The organism is Bacillus sp. ISL-45 (assembly GCF_018613195.1).
Taxonomy (GTDB): Bacteria; Bacillota; Bacilli; order Bacillales; family Cytobacillaceae; genus Mesobacillus.
The window spans coordinates 53,678-69,957 of sequence record NZ_JAGGQQ010000023.1 but is presented as its reverse complement, the minus strand read 5'-3'; the positions used below and the strand labels follow the sequence as shown (position 1 = coordinate 69,957).

Here is a 16,280-nt window from a genome sequence, read left to right as displayed (position 1 = left end):
GGCGAGAAGGTCACACCCGTTTCCATACCGAACACGGAAGTTAAGCTTCTCAGCGCCGATGGTAGTTGGGGGTTTCCCCCTGTGAGAGTAGGACGCCGCCGGGCACATGAAAGAACAGCTATAATGGCTGTTCTTTTTTTGTATGCTGATTTATAAATGATGCGTGAAATATGGCAGTAACTGATTATATTTGGCCTGACTACTGACAAGTTTGGTGGAAAAGCACACAAAATTGTCAGAACCTGAGTCAACTTCAGACAGGTTTGGAGGTATTGAACGAAAAGTTGTCAGAACCTGATGCAACTTCAGACAGGTTTGAAGGAAAAGCACAAAAAGTTGTCCGAACTTGAGCCAACTTCAGACAGGTTTGAAGGAAAAGCACGAAAAGTTGTCTGAACTTGATGCAACTTCAGACAGGTTTGAAGGAAAAGTACGAAAAGTTGTCAGAACATGATACAACTAGGACAAGTAGTTGCTTTTTGCCAGTAAACTCCTGGTGCGTTGATATAGCACTTATACAGGCACAGGTGGGTTCCCCAGAAAATAAAATATACCAGCTGCTTTCTTATATAGAACCTTCGGAAAGAGCTTATGTACTAAAGATAATATTACTGGTTACACTGCCAATCTAACCAATAGGCACCGACTCCTTCTCAGAAAATCTAATCCCGAACAAATTTTTCAATGATGTGCCCAGATACAAGTTTCCACATGTTATAAAATGGGTATAATAACCAACACACCCCTTATTGTCATGTTTTGGCATACATAATTTTGGCGAAAATAATTCAGGATACTTTCATTGCAACGGAAAAAAATTTTTTGTATAATTAACGTCAAATATAGTCAAAGTCAGATTGGGGGAGGTTTAGTGAGGAATATATCGGACATCATAGAACATTACCTTAAACAGGTTTTAGAAATGAGCGATAAGGACATCGTTGAAATCAAGCGAAGTGAAATCGCCGATAAATTTCAGTGCGTGCCGTCCCAGATCAATTATGTCATCAATACAAGGTTCACGATTGAAAGAGGCTATCTTGTTGAGAGCAAACGGGGTGGCGGCGGCTACATCCGGATCATCAAAGTCCAGGCTTATGATCATGCACATTTGATTGATGATTTACTGTCTTTGATACAGACCCGAATTTCTCAAAGCAGCGCCGAGCATGTCATCTTCCGTCTTGCGGAGGAAGATGTAGTCACTGAACGTGAGGCAAAAATCATGCTGAGTGTGCTCGACAGGTCCGTCCTGTATATTGAGCTGCCGCTGCGTGATGAGCTGCGTGCGAGAATGTTGAAGGCCATGCTGATGGCATTGAAGTATAAATAATATCAAAGCAGATAAAGAGGTGAGGGCATGATCTGCCAAGAGTGTAATCAAAGGCCGGCAACGCTGCACTTCACGAATTTTTCAAATGGAGAAAAAACGGAATTGCACTTGTGTGAAATATGCGCACAAGAAAAAGGTGAATTGTTTATGATGAACAACGGCCCTGCTTTTTCGATCAATAGCTTGCTTGCCGGATTGTTGAATATGGAACCTGCTTTTCCTGAACAGAAAAAGGATGCCTTTGACGCTGAGCAAGTGGCCCAGTGTCCTCAATGTTCAATGACATTTCCGCAGTTTGTGAAAGTAGGCAGATTTGGCTGTGCGACTTGCTATGATGCTTTTCGCGAACAGCTGACCCCGATTGTCAGGAGACTCCATAGCGGAAATTCCGTACATAATGGAAAAATCCCTAAAAGAGTCGGCGGTGACCTTCATGTAAGGAAGACAATCGATCAGCTTAAACAAACTCTGAAAAGCCTGATTTCTGCAGAGGAATTTGAGCAGGCTGCTGAGACAAGGGACCAGATCAGGGAACTTGAAAGGAAATTGTCAGCAGGTCAAGAGGGAGGGGAGTAGCCTTGTCATTGGAGAAGTTTATCAATCAGGCTGTCAGCTCCTGGATGAGTGCTGATGGACCTGATTCAGATATCGTCCTTAGCTCTCGCATCCGCTTTGCAAGGAACCTTGACGAGTATAATTTTCCGACATTGTTCACTAATGGTGAGGCAGAGGCAGTGGTGGGTACGATCATGGAACGTGCCAGTAATACATCGACAGCTGCTTTTGGTCAGTTGGAAATGATTAAAATGGATGAAATTCCGCCTTTGCAGAAAAGGGTGCTGGTCGAGAAGCATTTGATCAGTCCGAATCTGGCAGAAAATTCTGTTCATGGTGCCGTCCTGTTATCTGAAAATGAAGAAGTCAGCATCATGATCAATGAGGAAGACCATATTAGGATTCAATGTTTATTCCCAGGCTTCCAGCTAAGTAAAGCCCTCAAGGCTGCCAATGAAATCGATGACTGGCTTGAGGAATATGTCAATTATGCGTTTGATGAGAAATTCGGCTATTTAACCAGCTGTCCTACGAATGTGGGTACTGGACTGAGAGCATCGGTGATGATGCACCTGCCTGGTCTTGTTTTGACACAGCAAATGAACCGGATCGTCCCGTCGATTAACCAGCTTGGTTTGGTGGTAAGAGGTATTTACGGCGAGGGCAGTGAAGCACTCGGCAATATTTTTCAAATATCGAACCAAATTACGCTCGGAAAATCGGAAGAGGACATTGTAGACGATTTAAAAAGTGTCGTAAGCCAGATTATATCTCAGGAAAGGTCGGCGCGGGAAGCATTAGCGAAGACTTCTAACATACAATTAGAAGACAGAGTGTTTCGCTCATATGGAACACTTGCAAACAGCAGGATCATCGAAACGAAGGAAGCTGCCCGCTGCCTATCAGATTTAAGGCTTGGAATAGATATGGGTTTTATAAAAAATATATCCAAGTCGATTTTGAATGAGTTGATGATATTAACTCAGCCCGGGTTTTTACAGCAATATGCGGGAGGACCATTAAGACCGAATGAACGGGATATCCGCAGGGCTGCTTTAATAAGAGAACGTTTGAAAATGGAAACAAAAGACGAGTCAGGAGGATGATCTTATGATGTTTGGACGATTTACCGAGAGAGCACAAAAAGTATTGGCACTCGCACAGGAAGAGGCGATTCGCCTTGGACATAACAATATCGGCACAGAACACATCTTACTTGGCCTGGTGCGTGAAGGTGAGGGCATTGCGGCAAAGGCGCTTTATGGTCTTGGTCTTGGAGCGGAGAAGATCCAGAAGGAAGTTGAGAACCTGATTGGCCGCGGCCAGGAAACTTCCCAGACAATCCACTATACGCCAAGAGCTAAGAAGGTCATCGAACTTTCGATGGATGAGGCAAGGAAGCTGGGCCACTCCTATGTTGGAACAGAACATATCCTGCTTGGATTGATCCGTGAGGGAGAGGGCGTGGCTGCAAGAGTACTGAACAATCTTGGTGTCAGCCTGAACAAGGCGCGCCAGCAGGTCCTTCAGCTGCTTGGAAGCAATGAAACTTCAGGACATCAGGGTGGCGGAACGGCTAATGCCAATACGCCGACACTTGACAGCCTTGCAAGGGACTTAACAGCAATCGCCAGGGAAGGCAGCCTTGATCCGGTCATCGGCCGTGCTAAGGAAATCCAGCGTGTCATTGAAGTGTTAAGCCGCCGGACGAAGAACAACCCTGTATTGATCGGTGAGCCAGGCGTCGGTAAAACAGCAATTGCCGAAGGGCTGGCACAGCAAATCGTCAATAACGAGGTACCGGAAATCCTTCGTGACAAGCGTGTCATGACTCTTGATATGGGCACAGTTGTTGCAGGAACAAAGTACCGCGGTGAATTTGAGGATCGATTGAAGAAGGTCATGGATGAAATTCGCCAGGCAGGAAATATCATTCTATTCATCGACGAGCTCCATACATTAATTGGTGCCGGCGGAGCTGAGGGAGCGATTGACGCTTCCAATATCCTGAAGCCGTCACTTGCACGCGGCGAGCTGCAATGTATCGGTGCAACAACATTGGATGAATACCGTAAATACATCGAAAAAGATGCTGCACTAGAACGACGTTTCCAGCCGATTACAGTCGATGAGCCAACGGCAGAAGAGTCAGTACAAATTTTGAAGGGTCTTCGTGACCGCTATGAAGCTCACCACAGAGTATCGATTACGGATGAGGCAATTGAAGCGGCAGTAAAATTATCTGACCGCTACATCTCTGACCGATTCCTTCCGGATAAAGCAATTGACTTAATTGATGAAGCAGGTTCAAAGGTTCGCCTGCGTTCCTATACAACTCCGCCTAACCTTAAGGAGCTTGAGGTGAAGCTGGAGGAAGTGCGCAAGGAGAAAGATGCTTCTGTACAAAGCCAGGAGTTTGAAAAGGCTGCTTCATTAAGAGATACAGAACAGCGCCTTCGTGAACAGCTTGAAAATACGAAAAAGTCATGGAAAGAAAAGCAGGGCAAGGAAAACAGTGAAGTGACAGTGGAAGACATTGCACATGTGGTGTCCAGCTGGACGAATATCCCTGTTTCCAAGCTAGCGCAAACTGAAACAGATAAGCTCCTGAACCTGGAGGAAATCCTTCATTCCCGTGTCATCGGCCAGGATGAAGCCGTTAAAGCAGTTTCCAAGGCCGTAAGACGCGCGCGTGCAGGCTTGAAGGACCCTAAACGTCCAATCGGTTCATTTATCTTCCTTGGACCAACAGGTGTCGGTAAAACAGAATTGGCAAGAGCATTGGCAGAGTCCATGTTTGGAGATGAAGATGCGATGATCCGCGTCGATATGTCTGAATACATGGAGAAGCATTCAACGTCCCGTCTTGTTGGTTCACCTCCAGGATATGTAGGATATGATGAAGGCGGCCAATTGACAGAGAAGGTACGCAGAAAGCCATACTCGGTCATCCTGCTTGATGAAATTGAAAAAGCGCATCCAGATGTGTTTAATATTTTGCTGCAGGTACTCGAGGATGGCCGTTTGACGGACTCCAAGGGCCGGACCGTCGATTTCCGCAATACAATCATGATCCTGACATCCAATGTCGGAGCAGAAGCGTTAAAGCGGAATAAATATGTTGGCTTCAATATCCAGGATGGAGAACAGGATTACAAAGATATGAAGGGTAAAGTGATGGAGGAGCTGAAAAAGGCATTCCGTCCTGAATTCCTTAACCGTATCGATGAAATCATCGTCTTCCATGCGCTCGAAAAGCCGCATTTAAAAGAAATCGTTACATTGATGTCCGACCAGCTTGTGAAGCGCCTGAAAGAGCAGGAAATCACACTAGAGCTGACAGATGCGGCAAAAGAAAAGATTTCGGAGGAAGGCTACGATCCAGAGTACGGTGCACGTCCGCTGCGCAGGGCAATCCAGAAGCATATCGAAGACCAGCTGTCTGAAGAATTGCTGAGAGGAACCGTCCTCACTGGGCAAAATGTCGTCATAGATGTTGAAAATGGCGAATTCGTTGTCAAGGCTCCAGAAGGAACGGCAAAAGCTTAAAATGGCTTAACATGTAAACAAAAGGGGTATACGTACAAAATACGTGTACCCCTTTTTTTACTAAAGGAAAGTTTCATTGGAGTACTCCTCAAAAGTTTGCCACGCTGCCTATAACTAGTTCGTATTCGATGAGCGGCAAACCGTCTTTCTAAAAATAGTTGGAATTGCACTATATGGATATGAACATAATTTAAGTGTGGGACCACCTAAATTCAGCATTTAAGGAAAAATTACATACTTGCTTCAGTTGCTATCATTTCTTTTATTACTTGTTTGGCTTTATTATATAAGTAATAACTTTTTTATTGAGAGGCTAAAAAAATGGCAAAAAGAAAAACAAAATTCATGTGCCAGGAATGTGGCTATGAATCTCCGAAGTGGATGGGGAAATGTCCGGGATGCGGGCAATGGAATAAGATGGTCGAGGAAGTGGAGAGCACTGGCACGGCAAGAAGAGGAGCTTTTGCCAATACGGGTAATACGAGTGTTGCTGCAAAGGCCACCCCAATTACTAGTATTGAAACAGTCAGCGAGCCGCGGATTACGACAGACTTGAATGAGTTGAACCGTGTGCTTGGCGGCGGGGTAGTCAGAGGGTCGCTTGTGCTGATCGGGGGGGACCCTGGCATCGGCAAATCAACATTATTGCTTCAGGTATCTTACCAGCTGGCCAAGAAGGCGCATTCCGTCCTCTATATTTCTGGTGAGGAGTCGATGAGGCAAACGAAGCTCCGCGCGGACCGGCTTGGTGTAACATCGGATAACCTGTTTGTTTATGCGGAAACCAACCTGCAGGAAATCAGCCTGACAATCGAAAACAGCAATCCAGATTTTGTCATCGTCGATTCCATTCAAACTATCTTCCATCCAGAAGTGACCTCCGCGCCAGGGAGTGTGTCACAGGTAAGGGAATGTACAGCTGAGTTAATGAGGATTGCGAAAACAAAAGGAATCGCGATTTTTATCGTTGGCCATGTAACGAAGGAAGGCTCGATCGCCGGACCAAGACTGCTGGAGCATATGGTTGATACAGTTCTATATTTCGAAGGTGAGAGACACCACACTTACAGAATCCTTAGGGCTGTCAAAAACCGTTTCGGGTCGACGAATGAAATGGGTATTTTTGAGATGAAGGAAGTTGGTCTTGAAGAAGTGGCAAATCCCTCGGAAATATTTTTAGAGGAAAGATCACAGGGTGCTTCGGGTTCAACGGTCGTGGCCTCGATGGAAGGAACGAGACCTGTACTGGTTGAAATCCAGGCGCTGATCTCGCCTACTAGCTTTGGGAATCCAAGGCGGATGGCTACCGGAATCGACCATAACCGTGTTTCCTTGCTGATGGCGGTGCTGGAGAAGCGTGTCGGATTGCTGCTCGCTAATCAGGATGCTTATTTGAAGGTCGCCGGCGGAGTGAAGCTGGATGAACCGGCAATCGACCTTGCGGTGGCAGTCAGCATTGCTTCTAGCTTCAGGGATAAACCAACCCGTGCTTCTGACTGTATCATTGGCGAGGTAGGGCTGACTGGGGAAGTCAGGAGGGTCTCGAGGATTGAACAGCGAGTCCAGGAAGCGGCGAAGCTTGGCTTTGAAAGAATTATTTTACCGGAGAATAATCTTGGCGGATGGACTCCTCCACGGGGAGTTGAGCTTATCGGGGTATCATCTGTCAGCCATGCATTAAAAGTCACCTTGGGAGGTTGATGGATTGGAACATAAAGAGCTTGAGGAAAAAGAGTTAGGTGAAATCCTTCAATTCATCGCTCCAGGTACACCTTTAAGGGATGGAATCGATAATGTGCTCCGGGCCAAGACAGGCGGGTTGATTGTGTTTGGGTATAACGAAAAGGTTAAAAACCTGGTTGATGGCGGCTTTGAAATCAATTGCAGGTTCAGTCCCAGCTATCTTTATGAACTGGCGAAGATGGATGGCGCGATTATTTTAAATGAGACTGGCAGCAAGATCCTATTCGCCAACGCCCAGTTAGCGCCGGATACGGGCGTACCCTCGACTGAGACAGGGATGAGGCACAGGACAGCGGAGCGGGTGGCGAGGCAAACAAGGGCACTTGTCATCGCAATTTCCCAGCGAAGGAATGTCATTACCCTTTACCAGGGAAACCTTCGCTATGCATTGAAGGAAATCGGCGTCATCTTAACAAAGGCAAACCAGGCCATCCAGACGCTGGAAAAGTACAAAGTCGTGCTTGAACAAAGCATTACCAATCTGGGAATTCTCGAATTTGAGAATCTTGTCACCTATAATGATTTACTGCAGGTGATCCATCGTTTTGAAATGGTGCTGAGGATCAAGACGGAGCTTTTTACTTATTTGAGTGAGCTCGGGCAGGAAGGCCGGCTGATCCGCCTGCAAATGCAGGAGCTTTTATTTGAAATGGAAAGAGAAGCACTGCTTGTCATCAAAGATTATTCAGCAGAAACGGAAGTGAAGGCAGATGTTGTGATGGCCCGTTTCCAGGAGCTTTCAAAGGCAGGCGTCATTGAAGACACTACCATCCTCAAGCTTCTCGGTCATCAGGGATATGTGCATATGGATGAATTCATCTGTCCCAGAGGATATCGGATGCTGAATAAGATACCGCGGCTGCCGATGATCATTACTGAGAATTTGATCAAACGCTTCGGCAAATTCACCAATATGATTGCTGCTTCCGTTGAAGAACTGGATGATGTAGAGGGCATCGGCGAAGTAAGAGCCCGGAAAATCAAAGAAGGCTTTAAACTTATCAGGGACCAGTTGATGGCGGACCGCCAAATGTAATCCCAAACATTGGCGGCCTGCTTTTAATTGACACCTACATGTCCCGGTGCTACTTTAAAGATGTGATTTACTCCTATAGGGATTATGGCAATCTTGCTGTATTAAAATAATAATTGTACAAATTCCGTAACCTTTACCATGGTTAAATCGTATAATCATTTGAGTTTTTATTTTAGGCTCTTTTCTCAAACTTTGTTGCTATCGACTACAAAATAGGATTGAATGACCTATGTTTCTTGCAAAGTTGACTCTTTTGTGAGAAAAGGGCATGCAAACTTAATACTGACCAGCAAAATGGCCTAATATTACGTTAAAATCGACTTTAGGATTTTAACAACAATCTTTACGAAAGCAGCCTTATTTTAAGAAAATGTTTAATTACTAGGGTTTCAAAATTTGGAAGTTGTTTATAATGATTAAAAGGAGGTGAAAGGATGTTAAGACGTATCATTCAAGCCTGCTTCCTGATCATTGGGGGAACGCTTGGTATATTCTTAATTCCTGATTTATTAGCATTAATGAACGCGGGAGACATGACTCTCATCAATAATCCTTATGTTACTGCTGTTTTAGGCGCACTTATTTTTTATCTTCTTACTTTTTGGGCCGTAGATCCTGTGACCAATTTTGTGAAGTGGGCTGAAGAGTCGCTGATCAAGGCACCAATAACGGATGTCCTGTTCGGGAGTGTAGGCCTTTTCTTCGGGTTGCTGGTGGCATTCTTAGTAGGATTTGCCCTTAATGCAATCCAGGTGCCTGTTGTGAATACAGTGGCACCGACACTGCTGACACTTTTATTTGGTTATCTTGGATTCCAAGTCGGATTCAAAAAGCGAGATGAACTGCTTGGTTTATTTTCAAGGTCAAAGAAAAAGGGCACTGAAGAAGAAGTGGAAAAAGAAGGCCGTGCAAGAGAGTGGAAGATTCTCGATACAAGTGTGATTATTGATGGCAGGGTTGCGGATATCTGCCAGACAGGGTTCCTTGAAGGCACCATTGTCATACCGCAGTTTGTCCTGGAAGAATTACAGCATATCGCTGATTCATCTGATGTGTTGAAGCGCAATCGCGGACGCCGCGGATTGGACATCCTAAACCGTATTCAAAAGGAACTTAAGATTAAGGTTGAAATTTATGAAGGTGATTTTGACGATATTCAGGAAGTCGACAGCAAACTGGTGAAGCTGGCAAAGCTGACAAATGGGGTTGTCGTCACGAATGATTTCAACTTGAACAAAGTTTGTGAATTACAAAAGGTTGCCGTGCTGAATATCAATGACCTGGCCAATGCGGTAAAACCAGTTGTCCTCCCTGGAGAAGAATTGAGCATCCAGGTCATCAAGGATGGCAAGGAACATAATCAGGGCATTGCGTACCTGGATGACGGCACCATGATCGTCGTCGAAGAAGGCCGCGATTATATCGGAAAGCGTATTGATGTTCTTGTAACAAGTGTGCTGCAAACATCAGCTGGCAGGATGATTTTCGCAAAGCCGAAGCAGTTGGAAAAAAGTATAATCAGTTGATCCATCCCTCGATGGACCAAGCCTTTATGGGCAGTTGATTCCCGCTTCCTTCATTGATTCCTTGAAGGCGTGAAGCAGGGCCTCGACTGCCCGTTTATATGTTAAAGTGGTATTTGAAATTTGGCTTTTTTATCAAGGAATGAGCAGAAAAAAGATTGGAGTTTTCATAATGCCTTATCAGGTTATAATTCCGGCTGCAGGTCAGGGAAAGAGGATGGGAGCAGGGAAAAACAAGCTGCTGCTCACTTTGGAAGGCGTTCCCATCCTGATCCATACATTAAGGGTGTTTGAAACAGATGCTGAATGCTCTGGCATCATTCTCGCCATAAGCCCGAGTGATGAGCAACAGTTCAAGTCTTTATTGAAAGAGTATGATATTCATAAGGTATCTTCACTGGTCAATGGTGGAAAGGAACGCCAGGACAGTGTGTATAACGGGCTTAGGGCGGTCCATTCGATGGATGGTATTGTGCTCGTCCATGACGCTGCCCGGCCGTTCATAAAAATAGAAACGATCCACAAACTTGTCGAGGCAGCAAGCAAGGATGGCGGGGCAATCGTGGCTGTTCCTGTTAAAGATACAATCAAGAAAGCGGCGGACAGCATGGTAGCCGAAACAGTTGAGCGTTCAAGCTTGTGGGCAGTCCAGACCCCGCAGGCTTTCCGCGTTTCCGTATTGCTTGAGGCGCATAACAAGGCAATGAGAGAGCAATTCATCGGTACAGATGAATCAAGCCTTGTCGAACGAATTCCGCATCGTGTCAGCATCATCGAAGGGGACTATGATAATATTAAGCTGACAACACCAGAAGATTTATATTTTGCCGAAGCGATTTTACGCAAGCGAAAAGAATCGAGTGTTTGAAAATAGATATAGACAGCCTAATTTTAAAAGGAGTTATTCATTATGTTTCGTATTGGACAAGGTTTCGATGTACATCAATTGACGGAGGGCAGGCCGCTGATCATTGGCGGAATCACAATTCCATATGAAAAGGGGCTTCTTGGCCACTCGGATGCTGATGTGCTTTTACATACGGTGGCTGATGCATGTCTTGGGGCAATCGGCGAAGGGGACATCGGCAGACATTTCCCGGATACTGATCCTGAATTCAAGGACGCTGATTCAGCCAAATTACTTGAACATGTTTGGAAGATTGTGAAGGATAAAGGGTACGAGCTTGTGAATATAGACTGCACGATTATCGCTCAACAGCCTAAAATGGCACCGCATATCGGAGCTATGCGCGAAAGGATTGCAGGATTATTGGAAGGCACCCCTGACCAGGTGAATGTCAAGGCGACAACAACAGAAAAGCTTGGATTCCCAGGACGGGGAGAAGGCATCGCCGCACAAGCGGTCGTTTTATTAAAAGAAATTCATAAATAATAAGGTACTTCCGCTTTTATATTTGAAAATGATACAATAATGGACAGCTATATTAGAGGAGGATTCACTATGTCATCAGATATCCGGGTGCGTTACGCGCCGAGTCCGACTGGACATTTACATATCGGGAATGCCCGTACAGCACTATTCAACTATCTATTCGCACGGAACAGAGGCGGAAAGTTCATCATCCGCATTGAAGATACAGATAAAAAACGCAATATCGAAGGCGGGGAACAAAGCCAGCTGAAGTATCTTAAATGGCTTGGAATCGACTGGGATGAGAGTGTCGATGTTGGCGGCGAATATGGACCTTACCGCCAATCAGAGCGTAACCACATATATGAAAAATACAATCAGGAGCTTCTGGAAAAAGGCCATGCCTATAAGTGCTACTGCACAGAGGAAGAGCTGGAAGCTGAGCGCGAGGAGCAGACTGCACGCAACGAGACTCCTCATTATTCAGGCCGCTGCCAAAACCTTACAGCAGAACAGAAGGAACAGTTTGAGAAAGAAGGACGCCAGCCGAGCCTTCGCATCAAGGTGCCTGCAGGCAAGATTCTGAAGTTTGACGATATGGTAAAAGGCGACGTCAGCTTTGAATCAGACGGGATGGGTGACTATGTCATCGTCAAGAAAGATGGCACGCCAACCTATAACTATGCGGTTGTCGTCGATGACCATTTGATGAAGATTTCCCATGTTCTTCGCGGGGATGACCACATTTCCAATACACCGAAGCAGCTTGTGATTTATGAAGCGCTTGGCTGGGAACCGCCGGTGTTTGGCCATATGACATTGATCGTTAACGAAAGCCGCAAGAAGCTGAGCAAGCGTGACGAATCAATCATCCAGTTTATCGAGCAGTATGAAGAGCTCGGTTATCTGCCAGAAGCATTGTTCAACTTCATCACGCTGCTTGGATGGTCTCCAGCAGGTGAGGAGGAGATTTACTCTAAGAACGACTTCATTGAAATTTTCGATCCGGCAAGACTTTCAAAATCTCCTGCGCTATTTGACCAGCAGAAGCTTGCATGGATGAACAATCAATATATGAAAAAGGCTGACCTGGACCGTGTTGTCGAGCTAGCGCTTCCACACCTTGTCAAGGCTGGAAAAGTCAGCGAGAACCGTACAGAGGAAGAAGATGCCTGGGTTCGCGGCCTTATTTCCCTATATCATGATAAGATGAGCTTCGGTGCGGAAATCGTTGAGATGTCTGATTTATTCTTCCGCGATGAGGTAAACTATGATGAAGAAGCAAAAGAGGTCCTTGCAGGCGAGCAGGTTCCAGAAGTGCTGAATGCATTCCTTGCGGAGGTTGAAGAGCTTGAAGAGTTCAAGGCGGATTCAATCAAGGCAGCGGTCAAAGCAGTACAAAAAGGAACCGGCCATAAAGGGCAGAAGCTTTTCATGCCAGTCCGAGCGGCTGCGACAGGCCAGACACACGGCCCGGACCTGATGCTTGCAATGGAACTGATCGGCAAAGAAAAAGTAAAGGAAAGAGTCCAGAAGCTTTTGGGCTAATAACTTTTCTAAGCTGTTTTAGTTAACAGAAATTCAAAAATGTAATATAGTAAGAGTAATTCTATATAACCAAAGTGTTGAAGAGGAAAAGTAGAAAGATGACGCTTATTAGAGAGAACCATCACCGGCTGAAAGTGGTTCAGGCCTCTCATTTTTTGAAATGCGCCTCGGAGTCCCTGTGCAAAAAGGCAATCAGTGCCTGAGTAGTATCGGGCGGGTCCTCCCGTTAACAGGTTAAAGTTGAGGTCAATGCCTGTTCAAAGGCGGCCTAAACAGAGTGGAACCGCGCATATCAAGCGTCTCTGTCGTATACGACAGGGGCGCTTTTTTATATGGTGTACTTGGCAGGCAAGTTGGATATGTGCCTCAAAAATGAGGTAACACCACTTTACGGTCACATAAACGAAGGATATGTGTCGAAAAAGCTGTCCCAGTGAGATTACGGTCACATAAACGAAGAATATGTGCCCGAAAAAGCTGTCCCAGTGAGATACCGGTCACATAAATGAAGAATATGTGCCCGAAAAAGCTGTCCCAGTGAGATTCCGTCACATAAACGAAGAATATGTGCCCGAAAAAGCTGTCCCAGTGAGATACCGGTCACATAAATGAAGAATATGTGCCCGAAAAAGCTGTCCCAGTAAGATACCGGTCACATAAAGGAAGAATATGTGCCCGAAAAAGCCGAACCAGCGGAATTCCGGTCACATAAAGGAAGAATATGTGCCCGAAAAAGCCGAACCAGTGAGATTTCGGTCACATAAATACAAATTAGTAAGGCTATAACCCAATGTCGGCTTTGAAGGTGCTCATTAATGAGCAAAAATCGAATAAATTTTAAAAGAAGGAGGATTTCACCATGTTTAAAATGATGAAGGAAGACATAGATGTTGTTTTTGACCAGGATCCTTCTGCCAGGAGTGTGCTGGAAGTGGCTTTGACATACGCAGGCCTGCATGCGATATGGTCCCATCGTTTGGCACATGCTTTCTATAAGCGGAAGTTTTATTTTATCGCAAGAGCCATTTCGCAAATTAGCCGTTTTTTCACGGGGGTAGAAATCCATCCGGGAGCCAAGATTGGCAGACGTTTTTTCATCGACCATGGAATGGGGGTCGTCATTGGCGAAACGTGTGAAATTGGTGATAATGTGACCGTGTTTCAGGGTGTGACCCTGGGCGGTACTGGCAAGGAAAAGGGCAAACGCCACCCGACTGTTAATGACAATGCTCTGATTGCGACTGGCGCGAAGGTTTTAGGTTCGATCACGATTGGGGAGAATTCTAAAGTGGGCGCTGGATCCGTTGTCCTGAAGGATGTGCCGCCGAACTCCACGGTTGTGGGCATTCCCGGCAAAATCGTCATCCAGGACGGCGTCAGGGTCAAGAAGGATTTCAACCATCGCGATTTGCCAGATCCGGTAGCAGATCGATGCAATGAAATCGAGATGGAATTGGTTAATTTGAAAAAAGAACTTGATTTAGTCAGATTACAAGAAGAACTTGAAGTTGAGAAGCATGGAAGGGGCATGGAAAATGGGAATTAAAATTTATAATACACTGACTCGGAACAAGGAAGAGTTTATCCCTTTAGAAGAGGGAAAAGTGAAAATGTATGTTTGCGGTCCTACCGTCTATAACTATATTCACATTGGAAATGCCCGTCCGGCCATCGTGTTCGATACGGTCCGCCGCTATCTTGAGTTCCGCGGCTATGATGTACAATATATTTCGAACTTCACCGATGTCGATGACAAACTGATCAAAGCAGCGAATGAAATTGGGGAAGACGTACCGACAATCGCGCAACGATTCATTGACGCTTATTTTGAGGATGTCCATGCACTTGGCTGCAAAACAGCCGATGCACACCCAAGGGTAACGGAAACAATGGATTTGATTATCGAATTTATCAGCGCGTTGATAGAAAAAGGCTTTGCCTATGAATCAGGCGGAGATGTGTACTACCGCACGAGGGAATTTAAAGAATACGGCAAGCTTTCACATCAATCCATTGAAGAGCTGAAGGTTGGAGCGAGGATACAGGTTGGGGAAAAGAAACAGGATGCGCTTGACTTTGTGCTTTGGAAATCGGCTAAAGAAGGCGAAATTTCCTGGGACAGTCCTTGGGGCAAAGGCCGTCCAGGCTGGCATATTGAGTGCTCGGCGATGGCCCGCGAATACCTTGGAGATACGATCGATATCCATGCAGGAGGCCAGGACCTGGCATTCCCGCACCATGAAAATGAAATCGCCCAGTCAGAGGCATTGACAGGAAAGACGTTTGCCCGCTACTGGATGCATAATGGATATATCAATATTAATAATGAAAAGATGTCTAAGTCACTGGGCAATTTTGTCACAGTTCATGACATCATTAAGCAGATTGATCCACAGGTATTAAGATTTTTCATGATTTCTGTCCATTACCGGAATCCAATCAACTACAGCCAGGAGCTGCTTGAAAAGACACAGGCTGCTTTCGAACGCCTGAAGACATCTTACCAAAATCTGAAGCACCGCCTGGGAGCGAGCGCGAATCTTACCGATAACAACCAGGAATGGCTGGATAAAATCGCCGGGATCCGCGAGCAGTTCATCAAGGATATGGATGATGACTTCAATACCGCAAATGGTGTATCAACCTTATTTGAACTCTCTAAGCTTTCTAATCTGTACTTGATGGAGAAAAATACTTCCGAGGAAGTCATCAAAGCATTCATGAATGAATTTGAAACATTGTTCGATGTACTTGGCCTGTCACTGAAGGATGAAGAGTTGCTGGATGAGGAAATCGAGGCGCTGATTGAAAAACGAACACAAGCCCGCAAGGAAAGAAACTTCCAGCTTGCCGATGATATCCGTGACCAATTGAAGGAAATGAACATCATCATCGAGGACACACCTCAGGGCATCAGATGGAAAAGAGGCTAAATGATGCTGCATTACGAACAAAAAATAGATGAAAAACAATTGAATAGCCTAGCGCTTGCTTACATGGGTGATGCCGTTTATGAACTGTATGTCCGGCATCACCTGCTGCAAAGCGGAAAGGTCCGGCCAAACAAGCTGCATAAAGAAGCAACCGCTTATGTGTCGGCGAAATCGCAGGCGAAATACCTTCATAAGCTGATGGAGATGGACATGCTATCCGAAGCAGAGATAACGATTGTAAAAAGGGGCCGGAATGCGAAGTCAGGATCTGTCCCGAAAAACACCGATGTCCAAACATACCGGTACAGTACAGCCTTTGAGGCACTGATCGGTTATTTGTATCTGGCAGGTAATGAGAAACGGATAGAGGAACTGATTACCACAGTATTTGCACTTGCTGAAGAATAGATGGGAGGAAAGATTCCAGATGAGCCAGAAACAGCAACATAAACAGAGCCGGAACAATAGGCCGAAATCAGTTGATGACAATAAGCGGAAACCAGCACGGAACCAGGCGCAAAGACAGGACGAAAAGCCAAAGAACAAGCAGGCCAGAGGCAAGGACCAGAAACATGAAGTAAGACAGGACCGAAAACATGAAGCAAGAAGCGACCGTAAACACGAACCAAGGCGTGACCAGAGACAAGGGCAAAAAGCTGATCAACTTAGGGAACAAAATGAAAACCAG

Annotated in this window: 13 protein-coding genes, 1 rRNA gene and 1 other annotated feature; all 14 genes read left to right on the top strand. The window is 45.5% G+C overall.

The window, feature by feature from the left end; translation table 11 throughout:
- Positions 1–104, top strand: a 5S ribosomal RNA gene (gene rrf, locus J7E35_RS22135); the annotation flags it as partial.
- A 767-nt stretch (positions 105–871) separates the two neighbouring features.
- Complete coding sequence (locus J7E35_RS22130) at positions 872–1,333, top strand: CtsR family transcriptional regulator (protein ID WP_214784196.1); 462 nt, start codon at positions 872–874, stop codon at positions 1,331–1,333.
- A gap of 27 nt (positions 1,334–1,360) precedes the next feature.
- Entirely contained in the window at positions 1,361–1,909 is a 549-nt protein-coding gene (gene mcsA, locus J7E35_RS22125; RefSeq protein ID WP_214784193.1) for a protein-arginine kinase activator protein McsA, read from the top strand.
- Between the two features lie 2 nt (positions 1,910–1,911).
- Complete coding sequence (gene mcsB / locus J7E35_RS22120; RefSeq protein ID WP_214784190.1) at positions 1,912–2,994, top strand: protein-arginine kinase McsB; 1,083 nt, start codon at positions 1,912–1,914, stop codon at positions 2,992–2,994.
- A gap of 4 nt (positions 2,995–2,998) precedes the next feature.
- Positions 2,999–5,437: an ATP-dependent protease ATP-binding subunit ClpC gene (gene clpC / locus J7E35_RS22115; RefSeq protein WP_192472801.1), complete on the top strand. Its 2,439-nt coding sequence runs from the start codon at positions 2,999–3,001 to the stop codon at positions 5,435–5,437.
- A gap of 321 nt (positions 5,438–5,758) precedes the next feature.
- Positions 5,759–7,138, top strand: coding sequence for a DNA repair protein RadA (radA, locus tag J7E35_RS22110; RefSeq protein WP_214784187.1), 1,380 nt, complete (start codon positions 5,759–5,761; stop codon positions 7,136–7,138).
- Positions 7,139–7,142: 4 nt separating this feature from the next.
- On the top strand, positions 7,143–8,216 hold the full coding sequence (disA, locus tag J7E35_RS22105; RefSeq protein ID WP_214784184.1) for a DNA integrity scanning diadenylate cyclase DisA: 1,074 nt from the start codon (positions 7,143–7,145) through the stop codon (positions 8,214–8,216).
- A 434-nt stretch (positions 8,217–8,650) separates the two neighbouring features.
- A complete protein-coding gene (locus J7E35_RS22100) occupies positions 8,651–9,742 on the top strand; it encodes a PIN/TRAM domain-containing protein (protein ID WP_214740682.1) in 1,092 nt (363 codons plus the stop codon).
- Between the two features lie 169 nt (positions 9,743–9,911).
- Positions 9,912–10,607 (top strand): 2-C-methyl-D-erythritol 4-phosphate cytidylyltransferase, encoded by a 696-nt coding sequence (gene ispD, locus J7E35_RS22095; RefSeq protein WP_214784180.1) that lies wholly within the window; start codon positions 9,912–9,914, stop codon positions 10,605–10,607.
- A gap of 42 nt (positions 10,608–10,649) precedes the next feature.
- The gene (gene ispF, locus J7E35_RS22090) at positions 10,650–11,132 is read left to right on the top strand and encodes a 2-C-methyl-D-erythritol 2,4-cyclodiphosphate synthase (RefSeq protein ID WP_214784177.1); all 483 of its coding nucleotides are present in this window, start codon (positions 10,650–10,652) and stop codon (positions 11,130–11,132) included.
- 69 nt (positions 11,133–11,201) lie between these two features.
- The gene (gene gltX / locus J7E35_RS22085) at positions 11,202–12,659 is read left to right on the top strand and encodes a glutamate--tRNA ligase (RefSeq protein ID WP_214784174.1); all 1,458 of its coding nucleotides are present in this window, start codon (positions 11,202–11,204) and stop codon (positions 12,657–12,659) included.
- 68 nt (positions 12,660–12,727) lie between these two features.
- Positions 12,728–12,966, top strand: a binding site (T-box leader).
- A 552-nt stretch (positions 12,967–13,518) separates the two neighbouring features.
- The gene (cysE, locus tag J7E35_RS22080; RefSeq protein WP_214784171.1) at positions 13,519–14,205 is read left to right on the top strand and encodes a serine O-acetyltransferase; all 687 of its coding nucleotides are present in this window, start codon (positions 13,519–13,521) and stop codon (positions 14,203–14,205) included.
- Positions 14,195–15,592 (top strand): cysteine--tRNA ligase, encoded by a 1,398-nt coding sequence (gene cysS, locus J7E35_RS22075; RefSeq protein WP_214784168.1) that lies wholly within the window; start codon positions 14,195–14,197, stop codon positions 15,590–15,592. Before cysE ends, cysS begins: the two co-directional genes overlap by 11 nt.
- Positions 15,593–15,595: 3 nt before the next feature.
- Positions 15,596–16,000 carry a Mini-ribonuclease 3 gene (locus tag J7E35_RS22070; protein ID WP_192472808.1) on the top strand — a complete coding sequence of 135 codons (405 nt, stop codon included), beginning with the start codon at positions 15,596–15,598 and terminating at the stop codon, positions 15,998–16,000.
- Positions 16,001–16,280: the final 280 nt, after the last annotated feature.

Excerpts from the sequence above, each read along its gene's own strand:
- mcsA (WP_214784193.1), top strand. The coding sequence starts at position 1,361 with ATGATCTGCCAAGAGTGTAATCAAAGGCCGGCAACGCTGCACTTCACG.
- clpC (WP_192472801.1), top strand. The coding sequence starts at position 2,999 with ATGATGTTTGGACGATTTACCGAGAGAGCACAAAAAGTATTGGCACTC.
- radA (WP_214784187.1), top strand. The coding sequence starts at position 5,759 with ATGGCAAAAAGAAAAACAAAATTCATGTGCCAGGAATGTGGCTATGAA.
- J7E35_RS22100 (WP_214740682.1), top strand. The coding sequence starts at position 8,651 with ATGTTAAGACGTATCATTCAAGCCTGCTTCCTGATCATTGGGGGAACG.
- ispD (WP_214784180.1), top strand. The coding sequence starts at position 9,912 with ATGCCTTATCAGGTTATAATTCCGGCTGCAGGTCAGGGAAAGAGGATG.
- ispF (WP_214784177.1), top strand. The coding sequence starts at position 10,650 with ATGTTTCGTATTGGACAAGGTTTCGATGTACATCAATTGACGGAGGGC.
- gltX (WP_214784174.1), top strand. The coding sequence starts at position 11,202 with ATGTCATCAGATATCCGGGTGCGTTACGCGCCGAGTCCGACTGGACAT.
- cysE (WP_214784171.1), top strand. The coding sequence starts at position 13,519 with ATGTTTAAAATGATGAAGGAAGACATAGATGTTGTTTTTGACCAGGAT.
- cysS (WP_214784168.1), top strand. The coding sequence starts at position 14,195 with ATGGGAATTAAAATTTATAATACACTGACTCGGAACAAGGAAGAGTTT.
- J7E35_RS22070 (WP_192472808.1), top strand. The coding sequence starts at position 15,596 with ATGCTGCATTACGAACAAAAAATAGATGAAAAACAATTGAATAGCCTA.